General features: G+C 68.7%; 28 protein-coding genes and 3 tRNA genes. 14 read left to right on the top strand and 17 right to left on the bottom strand.

What is annotated here, in order from left to right; translation table 11 throughout:
• The first annotated feature begins 104 nt into the window (after positions 1 to 104).
• The gene (locus UK23_RS02150; protein WP_045309629.1) at positions 105 to 857 is read left to right on the top strand and encodes a MerR family transcriptional regulator; all 753 of its coding nucleotides are present in this window, start codon (positions 105 to 107) and stop codon (positions 855 to 857) included.
• Positions 858 to 884: 27 nt separating this feature from the next.
• On the opposite strand, the gene UK23_RS02145 is transcribed toward UK23_RS02150, so the two are convergent.
• The 5 genes from UK23_RS02145 to UK23_RS02125 form a co-directional block, all read right to left on the bottom strand.
• Positions 885 to 1433 carry a type 1 glutamine amidotransferase domain-containing protein gene (locus tag UK23_RS02145; protein ID WP_045309636.1) on the bottom strand — a complete coding sequence of 183 codons (549 nt, stop codon included), beginning with the start codon at positions 1431 to 1433 and terminating at the stop codon, positions 885 to 887.
• Positions 1434 to 1442: 9 nt separating this feature from the next.
• Complete coding sequence (locus UK23_RS02140; protein WP_231114344.1) at positions 1443 to 2066, bottom strand: alpha/beta fold hydrolase; 624 nt, start codon at positions 2064 to 2066, stop codon at positions 1443 to 1445.
• Between the two features lie 29 nt (positions 2067 to 2095).
• The gene (locus tag UK23_RS02135) at positions 2096 to 2371 is read right to left on the bottom strand and encodes a DUF2516 family protein (protein WP_045309635.1); all 276 of its coding nucleotides are present in this window, start codon (positions 2369 to 2371) and stop codon (positions 2096 to 2098) included.
• 193 nt (positions 2372 to 2564) lie between these two features.
• Positions 2565 to 3233, bottom strand: a complete 669-nt coding sequence (locus tag UK23_RS02130) for a hypothetical protein (RefSeq protein WP_045309634.1) — start codon at positions 3231 to 3233, stop codon at positions 2565 to 2567.
• Between the two features lie 5 nt (positions 3234 to 3238).
• Positions 3239 to 3616, bottom strand: coding sequence for a helix-turn-helix domain-containing protein (locus UK23_RS02125; protein ID WP_169730979.1), 378 nt, complete (start codon positions 3614 to 3616; stop codon positions 3239 to 3241).
• A 118-nt stretch (positions 3617 to 3734) separates the two neighbouring features.
• Between UK23_RS02125 and UK23_RS02120 the strand changes: the two genes are divergently transcribed.
• On the top strand, positions 3735 to 4802 hold the full coding sequence (locus UK23_RS02120) for a methyltransferase domain-containing protein (RefSeq protein ID WP_045309633.1): 1068 nt from the start codon (positions 3735 to 3737) through the stop codon (positions 4800 to 4802).
• Positions 4803 to 4874: 72 nt separating this feature from the next.
• Positions 4875 to 6890, top strand: a complete 2016-nt coding sequence (locus tag UK23_RS02115; RefSeq protein ID WP_231114343.1) for an NACHT domain-containing protein — start codon at positions 4875 to 4877, stop codon at positions 6888 to 6890.
• Here the strand turns inward: UK23_RS02115 and UK23_RS02110 are convergent.
• Genes UK23_RS02110 through UK23_RS02100 form a run of 3 tightly spaced genes read right to left on the bottom strand, consistent with a single transcriptional unit; the run spans position 6826 to position 10255 of the window.
• The gene (locus tag UK23_RS02110; protein ID WP_045309626.1) at positions 6826 to 9063 is read right to left on the bottom strand and encodes an ABC transporter permease; all 2238 of its coding nucleotides are present in this window, start codon (positions 9061 to 9063) and stop codon (positions 6826 to 6828) included. The genes UK23_RS02115 and UK23_RS02110 overlap by 65 nt on opposite strands.
• On the bottom strand, positions 9060 to 9734 hold the full coding sequence (locus tag UK23_RS02105; RefSeq protein ID WP_045309625.1) for an ABC transporter ATP-binding protein: 675 nt from the start codon (positions 9732 to 9734) through the stop codon (positions 9060 to 9062). Before UK23_RS02105 ends, UK23_RS02110 begins: the two co-directional genes overlap by 4 nt.
• On the bottom strand, positions 9731 to 10255 hold the full coding sequence (locus UK23_RS02100) for a PadR family transcriptional regulator (protein WP_045309624.1): 525 nt from the start codon (positions 10253 to 10255) through the stop codon (positions 9731 to 9733). The genes UK23_RS02105 and UK23_RS02100 overlap by 4 nt, the downstream gene beginning before the upstream one ends.
• Before the next feature lie 85 nt (positions 10256 to 10340).
• Here UK23_RS02100 and UK23_RS02095 point away from each other — a divergent pair, with 85 nt between their 5' ends.
• Positions 10341 to 10838 carry a CGNR zinc finger domain-containing protein gene (locus UK23_RS02095; RefSeq protein ID WP_045309623.1) on the top strand — a complete coding sequence of 166 codons (498 nt, stop codon included), beginning with the start codon at positions 10341 to 10343 and terminating at the stop codon, positions 10836 to 10838.
• Here UK23_RS02095 and UK23_RS02090 read toward each other — a convergent pair.
• Complete coding sequence (locus UK23_RS02090; RefSeq protein ID WP_045309622.1) at positions 10811 to 12058, bottom strand: DUF445 domain-containing protein; 1248 nt, start codon at positions 12056 to 12058, stop codon at positions 10811 to 10813. The genes UK23_RS02095 and UK23_RS02090 overlap by 28 nt on opposite strands.
• A gap of 29 nt (positions 12059 to 12087) precedes the next feature.
• Here UK23_RS02090 and UK23_RS02085 point away from each other — a divergent pair, with 29 nt between their 5' ends.
• From UK23_RS02085 to UK23_RS02060, 5 genes are all read left to right on the top strand, one after another.
• A complete protein-coding gene (locus tag UK23_RS02085) occupies positions 12088 to 13251 on the top strand; it encodes a pyridoxal phosphate-dependent aminotransferase (protein WP_045309621.1) in 1164 nt (387 codons plus the stop codon).
• A 96-nt stretch (positions 13252 to 13347) separates the two neighbouring features.
• Entirely contained in the window at positions 13348 to 13878 is a 531-nt protein-coding gene (locus UK23_RS02080; protein WP_045309620.1) for an RNA polymerase sigma factor, read from the top strand.
• Positions 13875 to 14246 carry a hypothetical protein gene (locus UK23_RS02075; RefSeq protein WP_045309619.1) on the top strand — a complete coding sequence of 124 codons (372 nt, stop codon included), beginning with the start codon at positions 13875 to 13877 and terminating at the stop codon, positions 14244 to 14246. The genes UK23_RS02080 and UK23_RS02075 overlap by 4 nt, the downstream gene beginning before the upstream one ends.
• Positions 14243 to 16348, top strand: coding sequence for a CHAT domain-containing protein (locus tag UK23_RS02070; RefSeq protein ID WP_045309618.1), 2106 nt, complete (start codon positions 14243 to 14245; stop codon positions 16346 to 16348). The genes UK23_RS02075 and UK23_RS02070 overlap by 4 nt, the downstream gene beginning before the upstream one ends.
• A 959-nt stretch (positions 16349 to 17307) precedes the next feature.
• Positions 17308 to 18078, top strand: coding sequence for a hypothetical protein (locus UK23_RS02060; RefSeq protein WP_045309616.1), 771 nt, complete (start codon positions 17308 to 17310; stop codon positions 18076 to 18078).
• 298 nt (positions 18079 to 18376) lie between these two features.
• Here the strand turns inward: UK23_RS02060 and UK23_RS02055 are convergent, their stop codons facing one another.
• Positions 18377 to 19813, bottom strand: coding sequence for a PLP-dependent aminotransferase family protein (locus tag UK23_RS02055; protein ID WP_045309615.1), 1437 nt, complete (start codon positions 19811 to 19813; stop codon positions 18377 to 18379).
• Positions 19814 to 19874: 61 nt separating this feature from the next.
• Between UK23_RS02055 and UK23_RS02050 the strand changes: the two genes are divergently transcribed.
• Positions 19875 to 20513, top strand: a complete 639-nt coding sequence (locus UK23_RS02050) for a YczE/YyaS/YitT family protein (RefSeq protein WP_045309614.1) — start codon at positions 19875 to 19877, stop codon at positions 20511 to 20513.
• Here UK23_RS02050 and UK23_RS02045 read toward each other — a convergent pair.
• Positions 20479 to 21006 carry a Clp protease N-terminal domain-containing protein gene (locus tag UK23_RS02045; RefSeq protein ID WP_231114342.1) on the bottom strand — a complete coding sequence of 176 codons (528 nt, stop codon included), beginning with the start codon at positions 21004 to 21006 and terminating at the stop codon, positions 20479 to 20481. The two genes, UK23_RS02050 and UK23_RS02045, sit on opposite strands and share 35 nt — an antisense overlap.
• Positions 21003 to 21212: a helix-turn-helix domain-containing protein gene (locus UK23_RS02040; RefSeq protein ID WP_045309630.1), complete on the bottom strand. Its 210-nt coding sequence runs from the start codon at positions 21210 to 21212 to the stop codon at positions 21003 to 21005. The genes UK23_RS02045 and UK23_RS02040 overlap by 4 nt, the downstream gene beginning before the upstream one ends.
• 61 nt (positions 21213 to 21273) lie before the next feature.
• Between UK23_RS02040 and UK23_RS02035 the strand changes: the two genes are divergently transcribed.
• Positions 21274 to 21978 carry a protein phosphatase 2C domain-containing protein gene (locus UK23_RS02035; protein WP_196777584.1) on the top strand — a complete coding sequence of 235 codons (705 nt, stop codon included), beginning with the start codon at positions 21274 to 21276 and terminating at the stop codon, positions 21976 to 21978.
• Positions 21979 to 22024: 46 nt separating this feature from the next.
• Here the strand turns inward: UK23_RS02035 and UK23_RS02030 are convergent.
• The 5 genes from UK23_RS02030 to UK23_RS02010 all read right to left on the bottom strand — a co-directional run bounded on the left by UK23_RS02030 (position 22025) and on the right by UK23_RS02010 (position 23440).
• A tRNA-Phe gene (locus tag UK23_RS02030) sits at positions 22025 to 22098 on the bottom strand.
• A 15-nt stretch (positions 22099 to 22113) separates the two neighbouring features.
• Positions 22114 to 22187, bottom strand: a tRNA-Asp gene (locus UK23_RS02025).
• A gap of 37 nt (positions 22188 to 22224) precedes the next feature.
• Positions 22225 to 22297, bottom strand: a tRNA-Glu gene (locus UK23_RS02020).
• A 130-nt stretch (positions 22298 to 22427) separates the two neighbouring features.
• On the bottom strand, positions 22428 to 23066 hold the full coding sequence (locus tag UK23_RS02015) for a ScbR family autoregulator-binding transcription factor (RefSeq protein ID WP_045309612.1): 639 nt from the start codon (positions 23064 to 23066) through the stop codon (positions 22428 to 22430).
• A gap of 125 nt (positions 23067 to 23191) precedes the next feature.
• A complete protein-coding gene (locus UK23_RS02010) occupies positions 23192 to 23440 on the bottom strand; it encodes a hypothetical protein (RefSeq protein ID WP_045309611.1) in 249 nt (82 codons plus the stop codon).
• 220 nt (positions 23441 to 23660) lie between these two features.
• Here UK23_RS02010 and UK23_RS02005 point away from each other — a divergent pair, with 220 nt between their 5' ends.
• From UK23_RS02005 to UK23_RS01995, 3 genes are read left to right on the top strand one after another with little or no spacing between them, the layout of a single operon-like run.
• Positions 23661 to 23903, top strand: a complete 243-nt coding sequence (locus tag UK23_RS02005; protein ID WP_156212672.1) for a hypothetical protein — start codon at positions 23661 to 23663, stop codon at positions 23901 to 23903.
• 30 nt (positions 23904 to 23933) lie between these two features.
• The gene (locus UK23_RS02000) at positions 23934 to 24140 is read left to right on the top strand and encodes a heavy-metal-associated domain-containing protein (protein ID WP_045309609.1); all 207 of its coding nucleotides are present in this window, start codon (positions 23934 to 23936) and stop codon (positions 24138 to 24140) included.
• Positions 24140 to 26317: a heavy metal translocating P-type ATPase gene (locus UK23_RS01995; RefSeq protein WP_045309608.1), complete on the top strand. Its 2178-nt coding sequence runs from the start codon at positions 24140 to 24142 to the stop codon at positions 26315 to 26317. Before UK23_RS02000 ends, UK23_RS01995 begins: the two co-directional genes overlap by 1 nt.
• Positions 26318 to 26501 lie beyond the last annotated feature (184 nt).

The following is a 26501-nucleotide window of genomic DNA, read 5'->3' as shown; positions in this document are numbered from 1 at the left end:
CGCCAGGAGAGTACGAGAGCGCCCCGCGTGCGCTCAAAACTCGCGTTGACTTTGACGCTGCGTCAACCTTTAGCGTTGTTGGGGAGCGCGAAGGGGGAACCGGAATGGCCTGGTCGATCGCCCAGGTGGCCCGGATGTCGAAGGTGACGTCCAGGACGCTGCGGCACTACGACTCGATCGGGCTGCTGTCGCCGGCCTGGGTCGGTGACAACGGCTACCGCTACTACGAGAAGGAGCAGGTCCACCGCCTGCAGCAGATCCTGCTGCTGCGCGACCTGGGCCTCGGTCTGGACGTGGTGGCGGACATGTTGAACGGCACGGACCAGCTGACGGTCCTGCGCAACCACCACCGGTGGCTGCAGGACGAACGCCGCAGGCTGGACCGGCTGGCCAACACTGTCGCGCGGACGATCGAAGAACTGGAAGGAGGGGACGAGGTGAAGATGGAAGAGCTGTTCGACGGCTTCGACGCCGCCAAGCAGAAGGAGTACGAGGCGCAGCTGGTCGACCGCTTCGGCGACGGCGTCAAGGAGCACCTCGCCAGCAGCAAGAAGCGCTGGCAGGGTGCCACCAAGGCGGACGCCGACAGGTTCCTGCAGGAGTGGCAGGACATCGTCACGCGGGCGACGGAGCTGTTCACGGCCGGAGTCGCGGCCGACGCGGCGGAGACGCAGGAGCTGATCGACCGGCACTACCGGTGGATCTGCCTGTCCTGGACGCCCAACCGGGAGTCCTACTCGGGACTCGCCGACCTGTACCTCGAGGACGAGTTCAGGTCGCAGCTGGACGCCCAGGCCGAAGGCGTGGCTGAGTGGTCCAACGCCGCGATGAAGCACTACGCGCAGACGCGCCTCTAAAAGCCGAGCGGGGGCTGCAGACCCCGCTCAGTCAAGCCCGAACGCCTTCAACGTCTCACGGTTGAACGCCGGCAGGTCGTCGGGGTTGCGCGAGGTGACCAGCGTCCAGCCGTTCATGTCGCACACGCGCACTTCCTCGTCAGCCCAGTCGCCGCCCGCGTTGCGGATGTCGGTCTGCAGGCTCGGGAACGAGGTCAGCATCTTGCCGCGCACCACGTCGGCCTCGACCAGCAACCACGGCCCGTGGCAGATCGACGCGATCGGCTTGCCGGCCGCCACCAGCTCCTTCACCAGCTGAACGGCGTCGGCGTCCATCCGCAGGAAGTCCGCGTTGGCCACGCCACCGGGGATCACCGCGCCGTCGTAGTCGTCCGCGGTCGCGTCGGCGAAGGCGAGGTCGACCGGGAACGCGTCGGCAGGCGTCAGGTGGTTGAACCCGCGCACCTCACCGAGCTTCGGCGCGAGCAGGCGCGGCACTCCGCCGGCCTTCTCGACGTGCGCCCACGGGTCGGTGAGCTCGATCTGCTCGATGCCCTCCGTCGCGACCAGGAATGCGATCTTCTTCTGTTCGGCCATGAACAACGGCTACCCAGCGAAGAACTCGACCAATCTGTGCCGCACCTCGGCGCGGTGCGTGATCATCGGCGAGGGCGAGTCGACCAGCCACAACGAGCCGTTCGGGAACGCCGCCGCCGTCGCCTTGGCCACGTCCTCGGGGTGCAGCGGATCACCGACAGCCCCGATGACCAGCACTGGAATCGACACAGCGGCCAGCACCGAGGCATCCGTCACCGCGACCTGGCCGGGCAGTTGCTCAGCGGCGGCCGAGAGACGGCTCAACGCCTCCCGCCGTTCGGTGACGTAGGCAGGCGGTCCGACGGTGAGGTCGGACAGCTGCTGCAACGTGAAGGCCGGACGTGGCTGATCCAGCACCGCGGGCAGCAGCAGAGCCACTCGTTGAAAACGATCAGGAGAACGGGACAGCAGCCGGACCAACGCTCCGGCGCCCAGCGAAACACCAACGGCGTGATCAGCGGGAACAGTGCCCAGATCGTCAGCGATCCGGCCGTAGTCCCAGTAACCGGGAGGCGCGTCGGGAGCAGAGCCGTGCGAGGGGAGCGTCACGACGACGCGTGTGCCGGGCAGGCCGGAGGCGGGAATCCGCGCCTCACCGGCAGTGGCTCCGAGACCGTGAGCGACCAGGGTCACCGGCGAACCGGAGCCGTAGGACTGCGTGATCACCAGCGGGGGCCGCGCTGGACCTCGATCAGCTTCGGCCGCACGTCCACCATGTACACGAGCACGGCGACCAGGCCGGCCAGCCAGAAGATCGAGCCGAAGCCGGCGGGCGAGAAGAGCAGCATCGCGGCCGCGCCACCACCGGTGATGCCCAGCCAGGCGGGCTTCGTCATTCTCTCGGCGGCCGTGTACGCGTCCACGCGCTGGGTCAGCGCGTGGAAGAACGCGAACAGCCCGACGATCGTGAACGCCAGGTCGGCGAAGAAGTACACGATGTAGTCGAGGTTCCAGAAGTTGAAGTCCGGCACGTTGAAGACCACGGGCCCAGACTACGTGCCGACACAGCGGGAGGGGAGCGGCCCCGCAGGGTGTGCTCCACCTCGCCGAGGCGCCGGCGACTCAACTGGTGGTACGCGAAAGGGGAGCAACCCTCGCGGGCTGCTCCCCTTTCGCTCGGACTTCAGCGACTCACTTGGTGGTGTTCGTCGGGGTCGTCTTCTTGGCCGCAGCGGTGGTGCCGGTGCTGCGGGTCGTCGTCGCCGGCTTGCGGGGCGCGGTGCGGTTCGCGGCCTTGCGGGTGGTGCTGCGGACCTCGTGCGCGGCCTCGCCACCGACCTCGACGACCTCTTCCGCCAGCTTCTCGGCGGCGTCCTCGACCTCGTGGGCGACCTTCTCGCCGACCGAGCGGGTGCGGCGGGTCACCTTGCCGAGTACGTCGTCCGCGAGCACGCGGGCGTCGGCGGCGGCGGACTCGGCGCGCTTCTGAGCGGCCTCGACGGCCTGCTCGACCTGCTCGACGGCCTGCTTGACCTGCGGCTGGGCCTTGATCTGCTCCAGCGTCTGCTCGCCGGTCTCGGCGAGGTAGGTGTACAGGTTCACCGCGGAGGTGGTGTACGCGTCGACCAGCTTCTTGAGCTCGGCCGGCTGCAGCTTGTCGCGCAGGTCCTTGAGCTCGGTGGGCAGGTCCTGAGCCTGGGTGCGGGCCTCTTCCGCGCGGGTCTTGGCCTTGTTCAGGGCCTCGACCACGGCCTTGGCGGCGAGGTCACCGGCGCCGAGGGCGGCGAGAAGGGCCTGACGCGCGGCGTGCGCGCCCTGCTCGGCGGCCTTGCGGACGTCGTCCTGGGTGAGCTTCGGCATGGAGATCACTCCTCCTTGTTCTTGGCGGCGTTCTCCCGCCTGAAAGATTCGTATACGTCGAGCAGCACCTGCTTCTGCCGCTCGGTCAGATCGGTCGCGGCGACGATGGCGTCCGCCAACGCACCGCCTTCGCGCTGCTGGAGGATCCCGGCCTCGACGTAGAGCACCTCGGCCGAGATGCGCAGCCCCTTGGCGATCTGTTGAAGGATCTCCGCGGACGGCTTGCGCAGTCCTCGCTCGATCTGGCTGAGGTATGGGTTGGAGACACCCGCCTGCTTTGCCAGCTCCCGCAAGGAGATCTTGGCGGTGTTGCGTTGTTCGCGGATGTACTCACCGATGTTGCGGCCGAGGTCCGCGACTGCTTTGTCGATGGACTTGTCCACTGTTCCCGCTCCCGTTCCTCGTGCCACCAACTACGTTAGCGATGAGTGCTAGCAGTTGCAAGCACCCTGCTAGCAATCGCTGCGTGTGCTCCGCCACAGGACTACCGTTGTGGGTGACATGGACGACACCGGGGCCCTTCGCACCGAGCTGGCGGACCACCTGCTCGGCACTGGCGTGCTGCACGATTCCAAGTGGCTCAAGGCTTTCCGGACAGTTCCACGGCACGAGTTCCTGCCGCGCTTCTACCGCCAGCTGCACAGCGGCGACTGGGAACGGGTTACCCGCAAGCACCCGGACTGGCTGAAACTCGTCTACTCCGACCGGGTCTGGGTTACCCAGTTCGACGGCGACGACACGGTGACCGGTGGCACACCGACCTGTTCGTCGAGCATGCCCACGATCATGGCGATCATGCTGGAGGCACTGGACGTCCACAACGGACAGACGGTCCTCGAGGTGGGCACCGGCACTGGTTACAACGCGGCCCTGCTGTGCCACGCCGTGGGTGCGAGCAACACGACCACGATCGACGTCGACCCGAACATCTCGCAACGCGCACGGGAACGCCTGCGCCACAACGGCTTCTTCCCCACCTGCGTCACGGGTGACGGCGCGCTCGGCCATCCGGAGCGCGCGCCGTACGACCGCTTGCTGGCCACCTGCTCCGTCGCGACCATCCCGCCCGCCTGGCTGGAGCAGGTGAAGCGCGGCGGCCTGGTCGTCACCACGCTGCACCGCCCGATCGGCGCCGGGCTCGTGCGGATCGTGTCGAACGGCGACGGCACCGGCCAGGGCAACGTGCTCGTCGAGGACGGCCGCTTCATGCCGTTGCGCGCGCACGCCCACCCGCCGGCGCTCGCGGGCTCCGGCACGTTCGACCGCCGCACGACGACGTTGCCGCTCAACACCGTGGTCGACCCGGCGAGCCCGTTCGAGTTCTTCGCGGGCATTGCTCTGCCCGGAGTCGTCGCGGGACACGACTGGCTCGCCCATCCGGACGGTTCCTGGGTGCACCACCACGGCACGCACGTCGACCAGGGCGGCCCGCGGCGCCTCTGGGATCTCGCGGAACAGGGGGTGATCGACTGGCACGAGCTGGGCAAACCCCGGCGGCACCAGTTCGGGATCACGGTCGCGCCCGACGGCCAGTTCCTGACGCTGGGCGAGCTCCGCTGGCATCTGTGATCAAGAAACGAACGTCACGACACGGGTCACTGAATCGACCCCGGGCCGATGCGGTGCGTCATGATGCGACGCATGTCCAGATTCCGCCAGCAGGCACTGCTGGCCGGTTGCGTGCTGACCGCGTTGCTCACCGCGGCCGGTCTGTTCGTGACCGACCACGGCATCAACCCGCACGTGTGGCTGATCGTCCTCGCGGTGGCGTTCCTGGGCTTCCTGGCTTTACTCGACCCGTGGCTCCGCCGCAGGCACAACGCCGAGCTGAGCACCGACGAGCACCTCGACGCCGCGTGCCGGGCGCTGGCGATCGGCCTGCAGTCTCAGTGGAACGAGGAGGTGCGCTCGCGCGGCCTCACCGACCCGGACGTCCTCGACCTGCACTGGCTCGCCCCTGAGCTCGACGTCAGCGACGAGCCGGACGCGCCGCCGGGACGCAGCGACGCCGTCGTGGGCGCGTTCGAACGGCAGATCAACCGCAGGATGGTGCTGCTCGGCGAGGCCGGCACCGGCAAGACGACCGTCGCGATGCTGCTGACCTGCGGGTTGCTCGACCGCTACGACGGCGGCATGGTCCCGGTCCTGCTGCCGCTCTCGACGTGGAACCCGGCGGTCGAGGACATCCGCACGTGGCTCACGCGCAGGCTGTACGAGGACCACCCGGCGTTGCGCAACACCGAGCTGTACGGCAGCTATGCGGGTGACCTGCTGGTCGAGCAGCACAAGGTGTTGCCGGTGCTGGACGGCCTCGACGACATCCCCGGCCACCAACGCGCCGACGCCCTCGCACGGATCACGAAGGCGTTCGGCACCAGGCCGTTGGTGCTGACCTGCCGCACCGCCGAGTACGAGCAGGCCGTGCACCTCGCGGGCCCGTTGCCCGGCGCGGACGTCGTCGAGATGGCTCCGCTCGATCTGGACGAGGTCGCCGCCTATCTGCGGGCCAGCGCGGACACCGTGACCGCGGCCCGATGGGAGCCGGTGTTCATCCAGCTGCGCGAGGAACCGGACGGCAGGCTCGCCGACGCGTTGTCGACGCCGTTGACGATGTGGCTCGCCAGCATGGTCTACGCGGACAACGAGGCAGAGCCGACCGAACTGCTCGACCGCGGCCGTTTCCCGGACGCGCGCGCCATCTCCGACCACCTCTGCGACCAGCTGGTGTCCAGGGCGTTCGGCAACAGGGCCTTCGCGCACCACGCCAGGGCCTCGCAGGTCTGGCCACGCGATCGGGCCCGCAGGTGGCTGGAGTTCCTCGCGCACGAGATGCGCGACCGGGACATCCGCGAGCTGGCCTGGTGGGAGCTGCGCCGATCCGTCGGCAACACGTGGCTCGCGGTGCTCGGCGCGCTGGTGCTGGGTGCGATCGGCGGGTTCGGCGTCGCGTGGCTGATGGCGTACTCGATCACACCGTCGCTCGCCCCGATCACCGGTCTGGTCGCGGGCATCGGGGTCGGCGCGGCCGCACTCACCGCATCACAGGAGCGCAAAGCCAAGCCACGCCTGGGAATCTGGCGCAGTCTGCTGCTCGTGCCGGGTGTGCTCGGACTCGCTGCCGGACTCGTCTTCGGTGCGCTGTACGGGCTTTCCGCCGGGCTGGTGGTCGGCCTCGGGCTCGCCGTGGCGGTCGCGCTGCGGTTCGCGTTGTCGAGCGCGTCCGAGCTCTCCCAAGCCTCCAGTCCTCAGTGGACGATGGCGCGCGACCGGATCGCGGTGTGGACCGGATCCCTGGTGCTGGCCGTGGTCTTCGGCTCGGCGGCGGCACTGGTGTTCGGACCGGGGCAGACCGGCATGGTCGGGCTCGGTCTCGCGTCCGGGCTGATGCTCGGGTTCGCGCTCACCGTCCTGCACCTGCGCTGGTGGTGGTTCACCGTGGCGCGGATCTGGTTGGCACTGCGCGGAAAACTGCCGTGGGAGCTGATGGTCTTCCTGGAGGACGCGCGCAAGCTCGGCGTGCTCTGCCGGGCGGGGGCCTGCTACCAGTTCCGGCACGGACTGGTGCAGGACCGCCTGGCAGAGCACGAGGTGACTACTCGGTCCGCAACCCAAGTGCTCCGGTCGCCCTTCTCAGCGAGGGCAACGTCAGAGCAGTGACCACGAACGTCAGCGCCACGATCACGCCGGTGATCAGGCTGATGCCCGCCCAGTCGAAGGCGACCTCGGCACCGAACACCCGCATCACCAGCACGCCGAGCAGGATGCCGGTGGCCAGCGAGACGACCGTGGAGATCGCCAGCGGCAGCGCGTTCTGCCACAGCAACGACCTGGCCAGCGTGCCGCGCGGGACCCCGCTCGCCGCCAGCACGGCGAGCGGCCGGCGCCGTTCCCGCACCTGTTCCAGCGCCACGACCAGCAGTGATGCCGCCGCGACGAGCAACGTGAGCGCCGCGCCCGCCAGCAGCGCGCGGCGGATCACGCCGAACACCCGTTCCATCTCGTCGGTGTCGTCCTGGCCGACGTAGTAGGTGAAGACGTTCCACTTGTAGCTCGCCAGGGCGTTGCGCGCGTACTCGGCGGCGTCGGGCACCGACATGTCGAGCTCGGCGATGTACTCCGCGCTGGTCGGCACCAGCCCCTTGGCGGCGGCGGGAGTCACGAAGAGCCCGGGCATGGTGTTGCTGAGCACCTCGACGGGTGGCACCGTCCACTTCTCGCCGGTGTTCCTGAGCGTCAGCACGTCGCCGGCCTGCGCGTACTGGTCGCCGTCGGCGTAGCGCACCGCGTAGGCCTTGCCGTCCTCGCAGTTGGGGACCGTCGTCTGCTTGGACATCGCCGTGCAGGTGGCGATGCTGATGACCACGGTCTGGCCTGACGGCAGCTGGCCGAACGCCCGGTCGATCCGGTGAACCGCGCTCACGCCCTTGCTGCTTTCCAGCGCGGCGGCCATCCCGGACGTGTCGACGTCCGAGTTCGGGTCGACGGTCAGGTAGTTGAAGGCCGCCTGCCGCTTCGCGTCGGTCCGCACCTCCTGCTCGACGCCGGCCAGCAGCATCTGCAACGTCACGGTGCCCGCGAGCACGACCGCGACACCACCGACGACACGAGCCGCCGTGCCGCTGTCGAGCTGCAAGCGACGAACGGCCAGCTGCAACGCGGGTGTGCGGCCCTTCAACAGGGACACCACACGTTCGACCAGCCACGGCAGCAGCACGGGGATGCCGAGCATGAGCAGCACGATGCCGCTCACCACGGGCCACTGGTTCGGCTTCTCGGACTGGGTGAGGTTGCCGAACTGGCTGGCGAGCAACGCGATCCCGGCCGCCACCGGCACGAGCCGCCACCACACCCTGCGGCGGACGGGCTTCTGGTCCCGCACCACGCCGAGCGGTTCGATGATCGTCCGGCGCATCGCCACCAGCGAGGTGACCACCGCGAGCACCGGCACGGCCAGCACCACCGTGAGGGTCAGCGCGGTCGTCGGCAGGACGTCGCTCGGGAACGCGGACAGCTCGGCGATGCTGATCTCGTCGACCAGCGGGCGGACCACGAAGAAGATCCCGAACCCGATCACCAGGCCGACCAGAGCTCCGGCCAGCGCCTCACCGGACGCGATCAGCCGCACCCGGCTCGCACCCGCACCGACCAGCCGCAACGCCGCCAGCCGCCGATCGCGCTGGGCCGCGGCGAGCCTCGTCGCGACGCTGACGAACACCAGCACCGGGAACAGCAGCACCACGATGCCGACGATGCTCAGCATCCACAGCAGCGGATCGAGCTGGCGACTCCTGGACGAGACGCCCCAGCCGTAGACGGTGTTGTTGCCCGGATCCTCCTTGATCGCCGCGTCACCGGCGAAGAAGCGGAGCTCGTTCGGGTTCAGCAGGCCGGGCTGGCCGATCGTGCCGACGATCTTCTGCGGGAAGCGCGGCCGGAGCAGCTCCGCGCCCGCCGGGGTCGCCAGCATCTCGGCGAGCGCGGGCGACACGAACATCTCGCCGTCAGCCGGCATGCGGTCGACACCGGGTGGGATCGGGGCGTCCGGGCTGAGCGCCTTGAAGTACCTGCCGGGGATGTAGTCGGCGCGGAACGGGTAGCTCTGCTCCTCGATCAGCAGCGGCGCGGGCCCGTTGCCGTGCGACACCGCGTTGCGCGCGTCCTGCCGTTCACTCCGGTGGTCCATCACGTTCGGGATTGCCGCGGCGAGGAGCAGCATCGCGACACCGAGCCCGATGCCGATGCCCTGGAGCGCGAGCCTCACCCAGGACTTCCGGCTGCCCCCGACGGCCAGCCGGACTCCCAGGGCGAGGTCGCTGATGACCCGGTTCACCGTGCGAACTCCACGTCACGTGAGCGGCCATCGCGCACCACGACCTCGCGGTCCGAGTAGGCGGCGACGCGCGCTTCGTGCGTGACGAGCACGACGGCGGCACCCGTTTCGCGTGCCGCGGTCGTGAGCAGGTGCATGACGCGTTCGCCGTTGAGCGAGTCGAGCGCGCCGGTCGGTTCGTCGGCGAAGATCACCTTCGGCCCGGTGACGAGCGCGCGGGCGACCGCGACCCGTTGCCCCTGGCCACCGGAGGTCTCGCCGGGACGCTGGTCGGCGACGCCGTCGACCTCCAACCTGCTCAGCCAGTCCCTCGCAGCGCGTTCGGCGTCCTTGCGCTTCATGCCGCTGAGCCGCAGCGGGAGCGCCACGTTCTCCAGGCAGGTCAGCTCCGGCACCAGCTGGCCGAACTGGAAGACGAACCCGAACTCGGTCCTGCGCAGCTCACTGCGTGCGCTGTCGTTCATGGCCGTCAGGTCCTGGTCGCGGTAGAGCACCGTGCCGCTGTCCGGCGGCAGGATCCCGGCGAGGCAGTGCAGCAGCGTCGACTTGCCGGAGCCCGACGGCCCCATCACCGCCACGACCTCGCCCTCGCGGATCGTGATCCCCGCGCCGTCCAGCGCGTGGGTCTTGCCGAACGACTTGGTGAGGCCCTCGGCCCTGAGCAGGCTCATCGCGTGACCTCCGCGGCCAGTTGGTCCAGGCGGGCGGCCGTCAGTTCGAGCCACCGCAGGTCGGCTTCCAGGTGGAACAGGGCGAAGTCGCAGATGAGCTGGTCAGCGAGATCGCCGTCGGTCTTGCGCCTGGTCAGCTCGCGCATGGTGCCGAGGTGCGCCGCACGTTGGGCGTCGAGCACCTCCGTGGCGCTGCGGCCGGACAGCAGCGCGAGCACGACCTTCGCGTAGAGCGTGTTCTGCAGGTACGGCTCCGGCTTCTCCGGAGTGCTGAGCCAGCGCTCTACATCAGTGACCCCGGCGTCCGTGATCGCGTACCGCTTGCGCTCTGGACCGTCACCCGCCTCCACGCCCGCCTCGGTCACGAAGCCGTTCTTCAGCAGCCGCGACAGGGTCGAGTACACCTGCCCGTAGTGCAACGGCCGGTCCTGCCCGAATCGCTCGTCGTACGCGCGCTTCAGGTCGTATCCGTGCCGTGGACCGCCCTCTAGCAGCCCTAACAGTGCGTGTCCGATCGACATGGGAAGCACTATACACACGATGTATACACCGAGTGCATTCTCCAGATGCCTGACGGGCGACCGCCGTGGCGCCTACAGTGGAGGGGTGACTGGTCTGACTGTCGGCTGGGATCACGACGTCGAGCTGCTGCTCGACTTCCTGAACACTCGACACGTACTGGACAGTGAAGCCTCCTGGCGCGCGTGGGTGACCGAACGCGGCCTCGGGCGGAGCGGGGAAATCGCACAGGCGCGCGCCGCGAGAGCGGCACTGCGGTCGTCGATCGAGGGCTCTTCAGGCCCTCAGACGGCGGCCGGCGTGGTCCACATCGAGCTGACGGACGGCGTTCCGGTGTTGTCCAGCTCGGATGCCCTGGGCGCGGTGCTCGCGGCGTCCGCTCGACTGGCCGTGCTGGGCTCCTGGGAACGCTTCAAGATCTGTCCCGCCGACGACTGCCTGCGTGCGTTCTTCGACCGTTCGCGCAACCGCTCGCGCACCTGGTGCTCGATGCAGGTGTGCGGCAACCGGGAGAAGGCCCGCACGTTCCGAAAACGGAGCCGCGCCCAGAACACGGGTCAGAACAGCGCGTTGGCCACCGTGTAGATCACCAGGCCGGCGAGTGCGCCGACCACGGTGCCGTTGATCCGGATGAACTGCAGGTCCCTGCCGACCTGCAGTTCGATCTTGCGCGAGGTCTCCTCCGCGTCCCAGCGCTCGACCGTGTCCGTGATCAGCGTGGTGATCTCCGCGCGGTAGTTGCCGACGACGTACCCGGCGGCCTGCTCCAGCCAGCCGTCGACCTTGGCGCGCAGATCTGCGTCCGTGGCGAGGTTCGTGCCGAGCGTGATCAGGCCCTGCGTGACGCGTTTCCTCAGTTCGCTGGACGGGTCTTCCGCCGCGTCGATCAGCATCTTCTTCGCGGTGCCCCAAGCTGAGCTGATTAGCTTCTGGACGTCCGGGTGGTTGATCACCTGCTGCTTGACCTGCTCGGCCTTCTGCATGGTGGACGGGTCGGTCTGCATGTCGTTCGAGAACTCGATCATGAACTGGTCGATCGCGAGCCGCATCGGGTGGTTGACGTCGGTCTTGACCGCCCAGGCGAAGTTGACCAGCTCGGTGTAGACCTTGTCGCCGAGCATCGCGTCGACGAACTTGGGCGACCAGGTGGGCGCGCGGTCCGTGACGATCAGGCTGACCTTGTCGTAGTTGTCCCTGACCCACTCGTAGGCACGGTCGCACATGAGGTCGACGAGCTTGTGGTGCGCGCCGTCCGTGAGCACCTGGTTCAGCAGCTTGCCGAGCGGCGGGCCCCAGGGTTTCTCCGTGACCCGCTTGACGATCGCGTGCTCCAGGACGGCCTGGACCTCTTCGTCCTTGAGGACCGTGATGGCGCCCTTGATGACGTTCGCGAGCTCGTTGGTGAGGCGTTCGGCGTTCTCCGGCTGCTTGATCCACGCACCGGCACGTTCGGCGATGCCCGCTCTCCTGAGCTTGTCCTGGACCACTTCCGGACTCAGGAAGTTGACGCCCACGAAGTCGCCGAGGGTCTTGCCGAACATGTTCTTGCGCTCGGGGATGATCGCGGTGTGCGGGATCGGCAGGCCCAGCGGCCTCCTGAACAGCGCCGTGACCGCGAACCAGTCGGCGAGCGCGCCGACCATGCCCGCTTCGGCTGCTGCTCGTACGTAACCGACCCAGGCGCCCTCGAACGCGTGGGTTCCGAAGAAGATGACCGTCGCGCCGACGAGGAAGCTCGTCGCGACGAGCTTCATCTTGCGCAGGTCCGTGCGCTTCTGCTGGTCAGCGGCGGTCAGTTGCTCCACACCCACATTGTCCGTGAAGATCCTGCGTTGTGCGGGTACCAGCGCTAGTTCCCCGGTTGCAGCCGTTCACGTCGACCATCTTCGCGGAGATGACGGCGCTGGCCGTGCAGCACGACGCCGTCAACCTCGGTCAGGGCTTCCCCGACACCGACGGTCCTCTCTCCATGCTGGAGGCGGCACGATCGGCGATCTCGTCGGGCGTGAACCAGTACCCGCCGGGTCCTGGCATGCCGGTGCTCCGAATTGCGGTGGCTGCCCACCGGTCCCGGTACGGGCTCTCCTACGACCCGGACTCCGAGATCCTGGTGACGGTCGGGGCCACCGAGGCGATCGCGGCTTCGTTGCTGGCGCTGGTCGAGGCCGGCGATGAAGTGATCCTGATCGAGCCCTACTACGACTCCTACGCGGCTTCCGTGGCGATGGCCGGCGCTTCGCGCGTGACTGTTGGGCTGCGTGAGGACTCGTCCGGCCGGTTGGCGCTGGATGTCGATGCCCTGCGGGCTGCGGTCACTCCGCGGACTCGGGCCATCCTGGTCAACTCGCCGCACAACCCGACCGGGACCGTGTTCCGGTTGGAGGAGCTCCAAGCCATCGCTGCCCTGTGCATCGAGCACGACCTGTTGGCGATCACCGACGAGGTCTACGAGCACCTGGTGTTCGACGGGCTGACGCACATCCCGCTGGCTTCGCTGCCGGGGATGGCTTCTCGGACGTTGTCGATCTCCGGCGCCGGGAAGACGTTCAACTGCACGGGCTGGAAGATCGGCTGGGTGTGCGGACCGGCTGCTCTGGTGTCCGCTGTGCGTGCCGCCAAGCAGTTCATGACGTTCGTGGGCGGGGCGCCTTTCCAGCCCGCCGTCGCGCACGCTCTGACCGCCGAACTGGACTGGGTCGCCGGGTTGCGCGACTCGTTGGCCTCGAAGCGCGCGCGTCTGGCCGAGGGGCTGCGTGCGGCCGGTTTCGAGGTGCGGTCGTCGGAGGGCACGTACTTCATCTGCGCGGACGTGCGGCCGCTCGGCTATGAGGACGGATGGCAGCTGTGTCGCGACCTGCCCGCCCGAATCGGGGTCGCGGCGGTGCCGGTCCAGGTGTTCACGGACCGGCCTGACGAGTGGAAGCACCTGATCCGGTTCGCGTTCTGCAAGCAGGACGCGGTGATCGACGAGGCCGTGGAGCGACTCCACAAGCTCTAGTTGTCCACAGGTGTGGATGAGTTCCTCCACAACTGTGGACAACCCACTTTCGGGTGAGGCGTGGAGCCTTGACGCCGGAGTTCGACTCCAAATGGCATGGACTCGAACACAGAGGTTCTCCTCGCGGCCCGTGCCGGCGCGGCGGGCTGGGAGTTGTTGGTCGAACGCTACTCCCGCCTGGTCTGGTCGGTGCCCAGATCGTTCCGCCTGAGCCACGCCGACGCCGCCGACGTCTACCAGTGCACCTGGCTCTGCCTGGCCGAACATCTCACCCGCGTCCGTCAACCCGAGGCGCTGGGCACGTGGCTGGTCCGTACCGCCACCCGGCAGTCGATCGCCGTCGTGCGCGCCCGCGGCCGCGAGGTCTCGCTCGACCGCTGGGAGCCGGCGTCGACTCTGCCCGCGCCGGAGGAGGTCGCGGTGGCTGGTGATCGGCAACGCCGGCTGTGGACCGCGCTGATGACCTTGAACGAGCGGTGCCAGCGGTTGCTGTGCATCGCTGCCCACAGCCCCGAGCTGAGTTATGCACAGGTTGCCGAGGCCCTGGGGATGAAGGTGACGAGCGTCGGCCAGACCCGCACGCGGTGCCTGGCAGCGCTGCGCCGGAAGCTGGAGGACCAGCGATGAGGGACCCGTTGCTCGACGAGATCGCCTCCCTGCTCAGCTCGGACGTGCCGCCGCCCGTACTGGCTCCGCGCCCGACCGGCTTCGCCCCGATGGAGCCCGTCGACGAGCCCGTGCGCGGACCGTCCCGCCAGCTCGTGTTCCACGTCGGGGCCGGCCGGATGTACCTGCAGCTCGATCCATCGCCGTCCGGACTGCGGCTGACCGGCGTGCTGGACGACAAGGGCGTCACCGTCGAGGTCCGCTCGCCCAGGTCGGCCGAGGCGGTTCGGCCGGACGCCGAGGGCTGGTTCCGCGCCGACGTCGTGCCAGGGCCGGTGTGTGTGACCGTGCCGTCGCTCGGTCTGACGACGGGGTGGTTCGTCGCATGAGCGCCAGCGCGGACCCGCAGGCCACCATCGCGACGACTCGGGTTCGAGGTTCGAAGGCCCAGCGTGCCGATGCCCTGCACGACCTGAGCATCGCCCACGTCGAGCTCGGGCATCTCGACGTCGCCAGCCGGTTCGCCCAGCGCGGGCTGCGGCTCACCGGTGAGGCGCGGTTTCACCTCACGCTGGCGTGGATCAACCTGGATCGTGGCCGGCGGAGGCAGAGCTTGCAGCACCTCGACCTCGCCACGCCGCACCTGCGCGGGCGGGAGCTGGCGAGGGCGAGGTGTCTGCGCGGGCTCCACCTCTGCAACTCCGCCGAACCTCGGCTGGCGATCGCCGAGCTCACCGCCGTCATCAAGGAGTTGCGGCGGTACGGCGACGAACGGTGGCTCGCCAACGCCCTCGTCGGACGTGGCATCGCGCGGTGCGGCGCGACGAAGCTGGCCGAGGCCGAGGCCGACTTCGCGGCCGCCCAGACGTTGCTGCAGGCCATCGGTGAGCCGGGGCGTGCGGCGATGTGCTTGCACAACAGGGGATTCGTGGCGATGCTCGCCGGCGATCTGCCGCTCGCGCTGCGGCGGTACGAGGAGGCGGCGAAGGCCGGGCTCGATTCGACGAGCCGGCCTGAGGCACTGGTCGACCGGGCCGAGGCGTTGCTGGCTGCCGGGCTCACGACGGAGGCGCGGCGGGTGTTGACGCCCGCGTTGGAGTTGCTCAAGCGGTGCAAGCGGCACGTGCCGGAGTTGGCTGTGTTGAGTGCGCGATGTGCGTTGCGCGACGGAGATCCGGTACCGGCGTTGCGTCTCGCTGGCTCGGACGTCGAGTTCATGCTCGCCGCCGGAGAGCTGGATGCTGTTGCGGCACATCGGTTTCGCGGGCCGGTGCAGACGCGGGCGCTCGGGTGGCTGGCGCAGGCGCGCCGGTCGGATCGGCGTGGTGCGCTGGCGGCTTGCCGTGCGGGGATCAGGTTGCTCGACGAGCACCTCGGCGACTGGCCACGCCGTGAGCTCACCGGACACGCGCTGAGCCTCGCCCGCTCCCCACGTGAGGTGTTGCACTGGTCGGAGCAGCACCGCGCCTCCGGCTCGATGTCCTTGCCTCCCAACCAGCCTGAACTTGCGCAGGCACTCACGCGCTTGCGGCGAGCAAGGGCGTTCGGCTTGCCGATGGAGGCGCTGGAGCGAGACGTCCGCCGCGTGGCGCTCGCCGCGACACCGAGATCATCGGCTGATGCGGTGAGGCTGCCAGACCTGCCGCTGGTCAGCTTCGTCGAACGCGGAGGGCAGATGACGGCGGTAACGCTGATGAACGGGCGGGCACGCCTGCGGATCATCAGCGATCCGGCCGAACTCGTCGGCACAGCCAAACTCGCGCTGCGAGCAGGCCGTCCGGTCGTGACCGATCTCCTGCCTGCGACGGAGGAAGTCGTCGTTGTCCCGGACGGAGTGCTGCACAACATGCCGTGGGCAGCGCTCCGGCAGAAGGTTCACGTACTGCCACGGCTGAGTTGTTGGCGCGAACCTCGCGGCAGAGCAGAGCGCGTGTGGATCAGCGGTCCCGCGCTCCGCCATCAGGAAGTCACCGCTCTTCAACGAAAGCACGGAGGGCTGATCGCTGAGTCCACTGTGGATGGAGCGTTGCGCGCACTCGAAGGTGCCGGCATCGTCCACATCGCGGCGCACGGCCACGTCCACCCGGACAACCCTCTGTTCTCCTACCTGGAGCTGAAGGACGGTCCGCTCTACGGCTACGACATCGCTCGCATCGAGAACCCACCCGAAGTGGTCGTCCTGTCGGCCTGCGAATCAGGGTTGGCCCGCGCCTTCCTCGACGCAGGAACCAGAGCCGTGATCGCCAGCGTGTTGCCGGTGCCGGACGCGCAGGTCAGTGAGGCCATGACCGAAGTCCACCGCCTGATCGACCACCCGGCCGAAGCCGCGAAGGCCGTCGCACACCTGGGTTTCAGCTGTTACGGCACCGGAACCAGGGTGGCGGCGTGCAGGGCGGCCGCGAACGAAGTGCCGGTGCAGAGGGCCTGCGTCGAGCCGACCGTGGCGGGAACGTCCACGCCGTCCACGACCACGTCGACCCACGAGCCGTGACCCGAGAAGGGAGCCGAGGCGCCGACGGCGGTCACCGAAGGCAAGGCGGCCGGCCACCACGGGCGCGAGGAGGCGCCGTTGCCCGCCGCGGCAACCACGTTGGGGCCGCAGGAGGCCAGGACCGGTGGGCATTCGTCGTCGAACGAATAGGTGCCGGAAGCGACGAGCACCACGGGCAGGGAACGGGTGGCGCGCAGGGCGGCGGCGAGCGTGAGGTCGTCACCGAAGCCCGTGGCGGTCAGGACCGGGAACGGGCGGACGGACGCGCCGTGGTGACGCAGGACGCCTGCCACCAGAGAGCCGTGCGGGTCGTCGAGAGTGGTGTCGAGCAACGCGACGGTGCCCTCGCCCAGGAGGTCGGGGAGGCGGCCGCCGACCACCGGCCGGGAGGTGCCGATCATGATCGGGCAGGCCAGGTGGACGTGGTTCGGAGTGGCACCGACCTCACGAGCGATCTCGACCACGCGGGCCCGGTCGGGGGCCTTCAGGTGCATGCGGATGGCGCCCGCGGAGATCTCCTCGTGCGAGTAGACGCCGCGCAAGCGTTTGCGCACGGTGGGTGCGTCCGCCGGCAGGACGACCAGTTCCCCCGAACGGAGCAAACACTCGTTTGGTCCCAGCGCATCGTGCACCAGGACAGGGCCGAGGGCACGAGAGGCGTGATCGACCAGCTCAGAGAGGCTGTTGACCTGCTTTTGCGCGTCCACATCGGACACCATCCCCCGGCTCGACACGGTCCACAGGGGAGCGAGGCGCAATGTCACTCGATCCGATGACGACACTGACGGTGTTCATGCCTGATCAGGGCAACCCGGACAGCCGCACGGGAACGCCCTTCCGAGTGTTTTGCGCCGAGTTGGTTCGCAAAATCACTCACCAGTGCTAGACATAGCTCAACGTCGACCTCCGACGGCGCTGTGCGTTGGCGGTGACCTGAACGGTGGACGGGCGGTGATCCTGTGGCTGGTGGTGGAGTTCGTGCACTGCTGCTGCGGACCGCTGCGCTCGGCGGCCTGACCGCCGCTGCCTGGCTGCTGGGCGGGACCGATGCCTCAGCCAGCCCCGAGGAACCACCGGCCGTCGAGACCGCCGTCGAAACCCCGCAGCTGATGGAGGATCCGGCCGGGTGGGCCAAGGCGCTCACCGACCGCATGCTCGACCGCCACCAGGCGCAGCGCCTCGTGCCGCCGGTCGCCAAGCCGCACGACGAAGAGCCCGCGGACGAAGACGCCGGGCCCGTGCTCGACTACACCAGCGGCTCACAGGGCAACACGCGATACGGCACGGTGACGAACCAGGCCCCGCCCGAGGTCGTCAAGGCCAAGGCCCAGGTCCGCGCTGCCAAGATCGCCGCCGCGAAGGCGGCAGCGGAAGCCACGCTGACTCCTCCGCCCGCACCGAAGATCGTTCCGGTCAAAAAGATCGAGCCGAAGCTGCCCGATCTGCCCGTGCCGGCTCCTGCCAAGACCGAGCCCGTCCAGACGCACGACCTCAACTGGACCACGCCCGGCCAGAACGCGCCGCTGCCCGCTCCGCAGCAGGCACCCGTGGTCGCGACGGCCTCCGCGTCGTCCGGCCACACCGACAACTCCGGCGGCACGCGCGGCGTGCTCGCCGTTCTGACGTCGCACAACTCGCTGTTCCCGCCCACCACGTGGTCGGTCGAGCAGCGCCGCGACGGTCGTTCACCCGGCAGCCTCGAAGGCTTGCCGAGCACGTCACCCGACTGAGTCAGACGGGACATCTCTGCCCTCTGCGCGATTTGTGACCGTCTCGTTCCGTCGCGCGCATAACTCCTTCCCTCATTTCCCGTTGTACGCAAGGAACCCAGTCTTCCTGACCTGCCAACCGCGCCCTGGCAGGTCGGGTCTGGTCCGAGTGCCGCGCTGCCCCCGCAGTTCTCGGACCGCACGGGAAAACCTGCGGACGGGGGACGCCAATCCCTGGGTCGTCCCCCGCCGCAGGTCAACCCGGTGGCAAGTTCGTCGGCCCGGTCTCCACCGCTGCGGGAGACCGGGCCGACGTGTCTCACGCGACCGGGCCCAAAAGTTCCGCATCAGCAGGAAACCCTGTTCCTGCAACAGATGCAGCCACCACACCCAAACGGCCGATGGCTTCACGCAGCACTTCGGACGACTGCGTGTACGGCACTCGGAGCATGTTCTCGCACCCGCCGTGCACCGCGAACCGAGGACCGGGCACGAGCCGCAGGCCGTGGTTCTGCGCCACGACAGCGATTCGCGTGCTCACCGGGCCGTCGAGCGTGCACCACACCCCGAGCCCGCCGGCAGGCACCGAGAAGCTCCACTGTGGACAGTGCGTCAGCAACGCCGCCACGGTCGCGTCCCGCTGCTCCCGGGCTTCCTCACGCCGGTGCCGCAGAACAGGTTCGGGCGTTTCCAGCAGTGCGGCGAGCACCAGCTGTTCGAACACCGGCGTGCCCAGATCGATCGCCGCCCTGGTCGACAGCAACCGGTGCACGATGTCCAGCGACGCCCGAATCCACCCGATTCGCAGTCCGCCCCAGTGCGACTTGCTCGCGGATCCCAGCGTCACCACCGAATCGCCGCCGAACGCGGCCATCGGCAACGGCATCGGCGCGGAGTCCAGCGACAGCTCCACCAGCGTCTCGTCGACGACCATCGGCGTACGCGCCTTGCGCAGTACAGCGGAAAGCGCTTCCCGCTGCCCGGCCGACATCAGCAGCCCGGTCGGGTTCTGGAACTCCGGGATCAGATAGGCCAATCGGGGGCCCGCCTGACGCAGGGCGGCTTCGTACCCGTCCACATCCCAGCCGTCCGACAGCATCGGCACCGGCACGGGGACCCCGAACGACGCACGCACCGCTTCCAGCGCGTTGGGGTAACTCGGTTGCTCCACGAGGACGCGATCACCGGGTCCCACGAACAGCCGCAGCACCAGCGCCCACGCGTGCTGAGCCCCCGACGTCACCACGATCTGATCGGCGGACGTCGGCAGTCCACGTGCGACATACCGGTCGGCGATCCGTTGCCGCAGCAGCAAAAGCCCCCGTTCGTCGTACCCGTGCGTCGCGAGGTGCTCCGGCATTTGGAGCATCGCCGCCTCCATCGCCGACCGCACCGACGGCAACGCGGGAGGCGCGGCGCGGGACAGATCGATCAACGTGTCGTCGAAGCCGGTGATCCCACCGCCGGTACCGACCGGTCCGTTGATCCACGATCCTGACCCGCGCCGCGACTCCACCACCCCCTCGGCCCGCAACTGGTCCAAAGCCGCCGTGATCGTCGTCCGGCTCACCGGCAGCGCGTCGGTGAGCTCGCGCTCGGACGGCAGCCGCGTGCCGACCGGCAACCGGCCGTCCGTGACCAGCAGCCGGACCGCCGCCGCGAGATCAGCCGACCCCTGCCGCGCGCCACCGCGCCGCCACGACCCGAGCAGCCGGGCGAGCCGCACACCCGATATACGTCCACCTGGTGGGAGCATGAGGCCAATTATCGCGAATTGGCTATGGATTACCAGGCCAATCGCAGCTCAAGATGGCCACATGGCCACCATGACCGCACTCAACCAGGTCTCCGTCCGAATCGCGCCCGCCCGTCGCCTCACCCAACTCGCCGCAGGTCTGTGGCTCTACGGCGCGAGCATGGCGATGCAGATCCGCGCGACGCTGGGCCTCGACCCCTGGGACGTGCTGCACGAGGGCCTCACGAAACGAACCGGTCTCAGCTTCGGTCTGATCACCGCGATCACCGGCGTCGTCGTGTTGCTCGCCTGGATCCCGCTGAGACAGAAACCGGGCGTCGGCACGATCGCCAACGTCGTGCTGATCGCCGTGAGCGTCGACGTGTCGCTCGCGATCATCCCGGCGCCGCAGGAACTCCTGCCCAGGATCGTGCTGCTCGTGCTGGGCATCGTGCTGAACGCGGTCGCGTTCGCCGCGTACGTCGGCTCACGCCTCGGGCCGGGCCCGCGCGACGGCATGGTCACCGGCTTCTGCCGCCGCACGGGTATCTCCCTGCGCCTCACCCGAACCGTCATCGAACTGCTCGTCCTGGCCACCGGCTGGCTGCTCGGCGGCACCGTCGGCATCGGCACGATCCTCTACGCACTCGGCATCGGCCCGCTCTCCCAGCTCTTCCTGCCGATGCTCACCTGGCGCGAGCGCTCGCAGCCCGCTTCCTGATCTCCTCGTAGGTCACTCCGCGCTCGGTCAGCACCTCGGCCACGATTCCCTTGCCCTGCAACAGAGCCAGCACGATGTGCTCGTTGCCCAGGTAGTTGTGGCCGAGGTCGCGGGCCTCGCGCAACGAGTTCTCCAGCGCCTTCTTGAACGCGGACTCCAGCGGCATCCCGAACCACCGCCGGCGCGGACCGGGCCGCAGCACTCCGGACCCGAGCGACTGCTCCACCGAGTCGATCACCGCGTCGACGTCGATTCCCAAGCCCCGCAACGCTTCCGCGTCCGCCTTGGTCAGCCCGCCCTTGCGCCGGTAGTCGCGGAAGGCCGTCTCCAGCTCCTCGCGCGGCAGGTCGAACCCCTCCAGCACAGGCGCGTCCAGCAACGCCAGCAGCAGGTGCTCCACCCCGACTTCGGCGGCGTGGACCCGTTCCGCATCACGCACCGCGGCCTTTACGGCCTCGCGGGCTTCCTTGGTGAACCGTTCCGCGATCATCATCGACCCCCGTGCTTCTTGTGCACCGCCTGGCGGGAGACCCCGAGCTCCGCCGCGATGTCCTGCCACGACCAGCCCTGGGCCCGCGCGCTGCGGACCTGGACCGCTTCCAGATGTTCCAAGAGCCGCCGCAGTGCGGTGACGGCCCGCAACCCGACCTTCGGATCGCGGTCCCCAGCCGCTGTGGCGAGATCCGTCGCTTCAGTCATGATGTCAACGTACGTTGACAACTCGAGGCTGTCAACCAGAGTTGACACGTACGGTGTGAGGGTGAAGATCGAGACCGCTGAGCAGGGGGCTCCGGGCCGAGTCACCGAAGATCGAATCCGCGTGCTGCCGAACGCCGTCGTCGTGCTCGACGGCGTCACCAGCAGAACCAGGCCACCAGACCGGAACGGCGGCTGGTACGCCACGCAGCTCGCTGACCAGCTGAGCAGGCTGATCAACGACACCGATCCGTTGAAAGACCTGCTGGCTCGAGCGATCGCCAGCCTCGTCACCGAACACGGCCTCGTACCTGGCGACTCCCCGTCCGCGACGGCAGCGATCGTCCGGTGGTCCGAGACGACCATCGACGCCCTGGTCCTGTGCGACACCCCGGTAGTCGCGTTCGGACAGACGGCCCACGTGCTCGAGGACACGAGACTCGAGGACCTGCGACCGGACCCGGAAATCCTGCGGTGGAAGAACAAACCGGGTGGCTACTGGGTCGCCGAGGCCGAACCCGCTGCGGCACACCAGGCCCTGACCGCGAGCTGGCCACGAGAAGAGATCCGGCAGGTGATCGTCGCCACCGACGGCGTCTCATGTGGAGTGTCCGACTACGGGCTCTTCTCGTGGGAGGACCTGAAGCAATTGCCACTGGGCGAAGTCCTCGACCGAATCCGCGAAGCCGAACGCGGTGATTCGGAGCACAAGCGTTGGCCTCGCTACAAAACCCACGACGACCAAGCGATCGCAAGGTTGACCACATAACGAAAGAAGCCCCGCAGCGTTCTGCGGGGCTTCTTTCGAAGAAGGATGGCCAGGGGCGGGGTCGAACCGCCGACCTACCGCTTTTCAGGCGGTCGCTCGTACCAACTGAGCTACCTGGCCATGAGAAAAGTAAAGCGACCCAGACGGGACTCGAACCCGCGACCTTCGCCGTGACAGGGCGACGCGCTAACCAACTGCGCCACTGGGCCTTGCTCGTGCTGTCTTACCGTACCGTACTTTACTGCGTGCCCCCAACGGGATTCGAACCCGCGCGACCGCCTTGAAAGGGCGGGATCCTAGGCCGCTAGATGATGGGGACTAGCTGGTCTCTGGAAGCATCGTAAGCATATGGCATAGGTCCGCGCACCTCCAAAACGGGGGTCCCACTTATGTCCTGACCTGCCCAAACCACCCCTGACCCGAGATCACCCAGATCAACAAATGCCTGTTCAGGGCTCAGCACGCCCGTCAACCGCGTTTTGTGATCCAGACAACTTCCACGACGAAGACGCGACGCACGGCAGCACGTGCCCGAGAACTTCGCGGATCCGCGCCGGGAAGTCGGCACACGCCGTCGTCGCCGAGGAGATCAACCGGGCACCGAGGGCGGCACCGCACAACGTCCGCGCCACGGCGTCGGGATCGACACCGGCACGAAGATCTCCGCGCTCGGCCGCCTCCGCCACGTACCCGGCGATCAGCTTCTCCCACCCGACGTGCGCCGAGGGCACACCGGGATAGCCGATCTCGCGGTCGGCCGCGAGCCGGACACCCGCGCGCAGCACGACGTCCGCGGCCATCCGGTCGGCCGACTCGGCGAACATGCCGTGCAGGGCGCTCAGCGGATCGACACCGCTCGCGTGCCACGTCTCCCGCACCTGCGCCCACAGTTCACCCTGGCGCTCGATCAGCGCACGGGCGACCGCTTCCTTGGAGGCGAAGTGGAAGTAGAACGCGCCCTTCGTCAGCCCGGCGCGCGCGAGCACGGCGGTCAGCGACGTGCGCTCATAGCCAAGCCGGTCGAACTCCTCGGCCGCGGCGTGGAGTATCGACTCACGTGTCGCATACGCCCGATCCTGCTGGGGCATGGGTAAAGGTTAGCCGTTGCCGCTAAAGAGACCCGTGGGTATGTTTCGAGATGCGGCCCTGTCCTGCAGACGCGCTCCGGGGGGTGCGCGTCTGGAGTCAGGGCCGCACTCGCGTGCGCATCACGTCACCGCTGCACTGGTGGCGTCCCGCCGTCCTCGCCCGGTGACAGGCCCAGCATGTCGAGCAGCATCCTGCAGTCCTCGGTACCCAGGGCGCTCCGCGCGACGGCGAGCCTTGCTCGGTGAACCTGGTCGTCGGAGATCCGCGAGGGTTCTCCGCTGCGCTGGGCCGGCACGTTCGGCCCGCCCGGTCGCGATGACATGCCGTCGTCTTGTGTGAACAGGAACTTCCGTACTTCCAGTGACCCGCTCATGAGTGCCCTCCCCGACTTGAGGTTGGCGCGAGGCTAAGCGACCTGGGACAACGGCCGCAGCCCCCCGCAGAGTGATTCCACCGACACCCAGCGTTACTTTCCGTAGAGGTGTGGTGCCTGTCTCGTGGGGATCTGGCCAAGGGAAGATGAACGGATGACTGATCCCACGCCGGAGCCTTCCCCCGAACCAGAGGGCCAAAACGCACCTCAGATACCGGGCGTGCCGACTGATCCCAGCGTGCCCGCGGTCGATCCGCAGGAGATCCTCAAGGCCATCAGCGGCATCAACCTCGACACCATCGACGCCGACATCGAGTCCGCGTTCGGCGCCAAGATGGCCGAGCTGGACAAGATGCTCGAAGGCCTGGACGACCTGGTGAACAAGATCGAGGCGGACATCCAGAACCTGGACCAGCCGAAACCCGACGGTCCTCAGGAGACCTCGTACCCCAGGGGGGTATGATCGGCGTCCCGTACCGAGGAAGGGACTCCGATGTCCGTCTCTGCCACCTACACCGTCACCGGGATGACCTGCGGCCACTGCGTCAGCTCCGTCAAGGAGGAGCTCGGCGAGGTCTCCGGCGTCACGGGCGTCGACGTCGTCCTGGAGACCGGGTCGGTCACCGTGACCAGCGACCGCGAGCTCGACCGCGCCGAGGTCGTCGCGGCCGTCAGCGAGGCCGGGTACCAGGTCGCCTGATGACCACGACCGAGCCTCGTCACGTCGAGTTGAGCATCAGCGGCATGACGTGCGCTTCCTGTGCGAACCGCATCGAACGCAAGCTGAACAAGCTCGACGGCGTCTCCGCCACGGTGAACTACGCGACCGAGAAGGCCAGCGTCCAGTTCCCGGACAACCTGCGCGTGGACGACCTGGTGTCGACCGTGCGCGCTGCCGGCTATGACGCGGAGGAACCCACACCGGAGGTCGCCGACGACTCGGGTGACCTGGGGCTGAGGTTCGGACTGGCGGCGGTGCTCGGTGCGCCGGTGATCGCGTTCTCGATGATTCCGGCGCTGCAGTTCCCGGTGTGGCAGTGGGTGTCGCTCGCGCTGGCCAGCGTCGTCGTGTGGGTGTGCGGCTGGCCGTTCCACCGTGCGGCCGCGGTCAACGCACGGCACGGCGCCAGCACGATGGACACCCTCGTCTCGATGGGTGTCACCGTCTCGTACCTGTGGTCGCTCTACGCGCTGGTGTTCGGCACCGCCGGGGCCATCGGCATGCGGCACGAGTTCAGCCTCCTGCCGCGGCCTGCGGGCTCCGGGGACATCTATCTGGAGGTCGCGGTCGGCGTGACCGTGTTCCTGCTGCTCGGACGATGGCTGGAGGCCCGTTCGAAGCGCAGGGCGGGTGCTGCCCTGCGGTCGCTGCTCGCGCTCGGCGCCAAGGACGTGGCGGTGCTGCGCGACGGCGTGGAGACGCGTGTACCCATCGGCCAGCTCCAGGTCGGCGAACGCTTCCTGGTCCGTCCAGGTGAGCGCATCGCCACGGACGGCCTAGTGGTCGAAGGCAGCTCGGCCGTGGACCGTTCGCTGGTGACCGGGGAGTCCGTTCCGGTCGAGGTTTCCGCCGGCGACCCGGTCGTCGGCGGGACCGTCAACGCGGGCGGGCGTCTGGTCGTTTCCGCGACCTCCGTCGGCGCGGACACCCAACTCGCCCGGATGGGGCGGCTCGTCGAGCAGGCGCAGGCGGGCAAGGCCGAGGTGCAGCGGCTGGCCGACCGGGTGTCGTCCGTGTTCGTGCCGGCCGTCGCGGTGATCGCTCTTCTCGCGTTCGGCGCCTGGCTGCTCGCCGGGCGGCCGCTGGAGTTCGCGGTGACGACGGCCGTGGCGGTCCTCGTGATCGCGTGTCCGTGCGCGCTGGGGCTGGCAACGCCCACGGCGTTGCTCGTGGGCACCGGGCGCGGCGCTCAGCTCGGGATCCTGGTGAAGGGTCCCGAGGTGCTGGAGTCGACGCGGCGGGTGGACACCGTGGTGCTGGACAAGACCGGCACCGTGACGACAGGGCGCTTGACGCTGGTCGACGTGATCCCCGCGGCCGGCGTGTCGCGCGACGAGGTGCTGCGGTTCGCGGCGGCGGTCGAGAACGCGTCCGAGCATCCGATCGCGGCGGCGATCGTGCGCGAGGTGCCCGACCTCCTGCCGGTGTCGGACTTCGTTTCCACGGACGGCGTCGGGGTCAGCGGAGTCGTCGACGGCCGACGCGTTGTCGTCGGGCGGGTGCGCAACGTTTCGCTGCCGCGGGAATTGACTGAGGCCCTGGTTGCACACTCCGCGCGCACAGTGGTCGCGGTTTCCTTTGATGACAAGGTTGTCGGGCTCGTCATCGTGTCGGACGTCGTGAAACCCACGTCGGCGCAAGCTGTTCGTGAACTCCGCGAACTCGGCCTGCGCCCGGTGCTGCTGACGGGCGACAACGCCGAGGTGGCCGCCGCGGTGGCCGCCGAGGTCGGGATCGACGAGGTCATCGCCGACGTCCTGCCCGCCGGGAAAGTCGAGGCGGTGCGGAATCTCCAGGCACAGGGCCGAGTTGTGGCGATGGTCGGCGACGGCGTGAACGACGCGCCGGCGCTCGCGGCCGCGGATCTGGGGCTGGCCATGGGAACCGGCACCGATGTCGCGATCGAGGCGAGCGACCTGACGCTCGTGCGCGGCGACCTGCGCGTGGCGGCGGACGCGATTCGCTTGTCGCGCAAGACTTTGGGCACGATCAAGGGGAATCTCTTCTGGGCGTTCGCCTACAACGTCGCTGGACTCCCGCTCGCGGCGCTGGGGCTGCTGAACCCCATGATCGCGGGGGCCGCGATGGCCTTCAGCAGCGTGTTCGTTGTTACCAACAGCTTGCGACTACGGGGATTCCGTCCATCGGCAACTTAAGAATCTCCGTTCAACCACTCCCGCTCGTGCCTGTGCGCGTGCAACAATCCAAACAGCTGACACACCCCCGGTCAGCGCCTGTGGAGATCCCCTCCGGCCCCCGCGTTCCTCCCCCTGGCGCGGGGGCCTCTCCCTTCCCGCAGGCTGCTCGGCTGACGCCTCGCCGCCCGCGGGATCGGGTGTC

Source organism: Lentzea aerocolonigenes (assembly GCF_000955955.1).
GTDB lineage: Bacteria > Actinomycetota > Actinomycetes > Mycobacteriales > Pseudonocardiaceae > Lentzea > Lentzea aerocolonigenes_A.
Note: the sequence above shows the minus strand (reverse complement) of the source record. Positions and strands in the feature narration are given on the sequence as shown.

Coding starts and splice junctions, on each gene's coding strand:
- UK23_RS02105 (WP_045309625.1), bottom strand. CDS start 9,734: ATGAGCCTGCTCAGGGCCGAGGGCCTCACCAAGTCGTTCGGCAAGACC.
- UK23_RS02045 (WP_231114342.1), bottom strand. CDS start 21,006: ATGATGATCGCGGAACGGTTCACCAAGGAAGCCCGCGAGGCCGTAAAG.
- UK23_RS02040 (WP_045309630.1), bottom strand. CDS start 21,212: ATGACTGAAGCGACGGATCTCGCCACAGCGGCTGGGGACCGCGATCCG.
- UK23_RS02000 (WP_045309609.1), top strand. CDS start 23,934: ATGTCCGTCTCTGCCACCTACACCGTCACCGGGATGACCTGCGGCCAC.
- UK23_RS02010 (WP_045309611.1), bottom strand. CDS start 23,440: ATGAGCGGGTCACTGGAAGTACGGAAGTTCCTGTTCACACAAGACGAC.
- UK23_RS02080 (WP_045309620.1), top strand. CDS start 13,348: ATGGACTCGAACACAGAGGTTCTCCTCGCGGCCCGTGCCGGCGCGGCG.
- UK23_RS02130 (WP_045309634.1), bottom strand. CDS start 3,233: ATGCCGAAGCTCACCCAGGACGACGTCCGCAAGGCCGCCGAGCAGGGC.
- UK23_RS02115 (WP_231114343.1), top strand. CDS start 4,875: ATGTCCAGATTCCGCCAGCAGGCACTGCTGGCCGGTTGCGTGCTGACC.
- UK23_RS02015 (WP_045309612.1), bottom strand. CDS start 23,066: ATGCCCCAGCAGGATCGGGCGTATGCGACACGTGAGTCGATACTCCAC.
- UK23_RS02100 (WP_045309624.1), bottom strand. CDS start 10,255: ATGTCGATCGGACACGCACTGTTAGGGCTGCTAGAGGGCGGTCCACGG.
- UK23_RS01995 (WP_045309608.1), top strand. CDS start 24,140: ATGACCACGACCGAGCCTCGTCACGTCGAGTTGAGCATCAGCGGCATG.
- UK23_RS02070 (WP_045309618.1), top strand. CDS start 14,243: ATGAGCGCCAGCGCGGACCCGCAGGCCACCATCGCGACGACTCGGGTT.
- UK23_RS02120 (WP_045309633.1), top strand. CDS start 3,735: ATGGACGACACCGGGGCCCTTCGCACCGAGCTGGCGGACCACCTGCTC.
- UK23_RS02075 (WP_045309619.1), top strand. CDS start 13,875: ATGAGGGACCCGTTGCTCGACGAGATCGCCTCCCTGCTCAGCTCGGAC.
- UK23_RS02050 (WP_045309614.1), top strand. CDS start 19,875: ATGGCCACCATGACCGCACTCAACCAGGTCTCCGTCCGAATCGCGCCC.
- UK23_RS02145 (WP_045309636.1), bottom strand. CDS start 1,433: ATGGCCGAACAGAAGAAGATCGCATTCCTGGTCGCGACGGAGGGCATC.
- UK23_RS02055 (WP_045309615.1), bottom strand. CDS start 19,813: ATGCTCCCACCAGGTGGACGTATATCGGGTGTGCGGCTCGCCCGGCTG.
- UK23_RS02150 (WP_045309629.1), top strand. CDS start 105: ATGGCCTGGTCGATCGCCCAGGTGGCCCGGATGTCGAAGGTGACGTCC.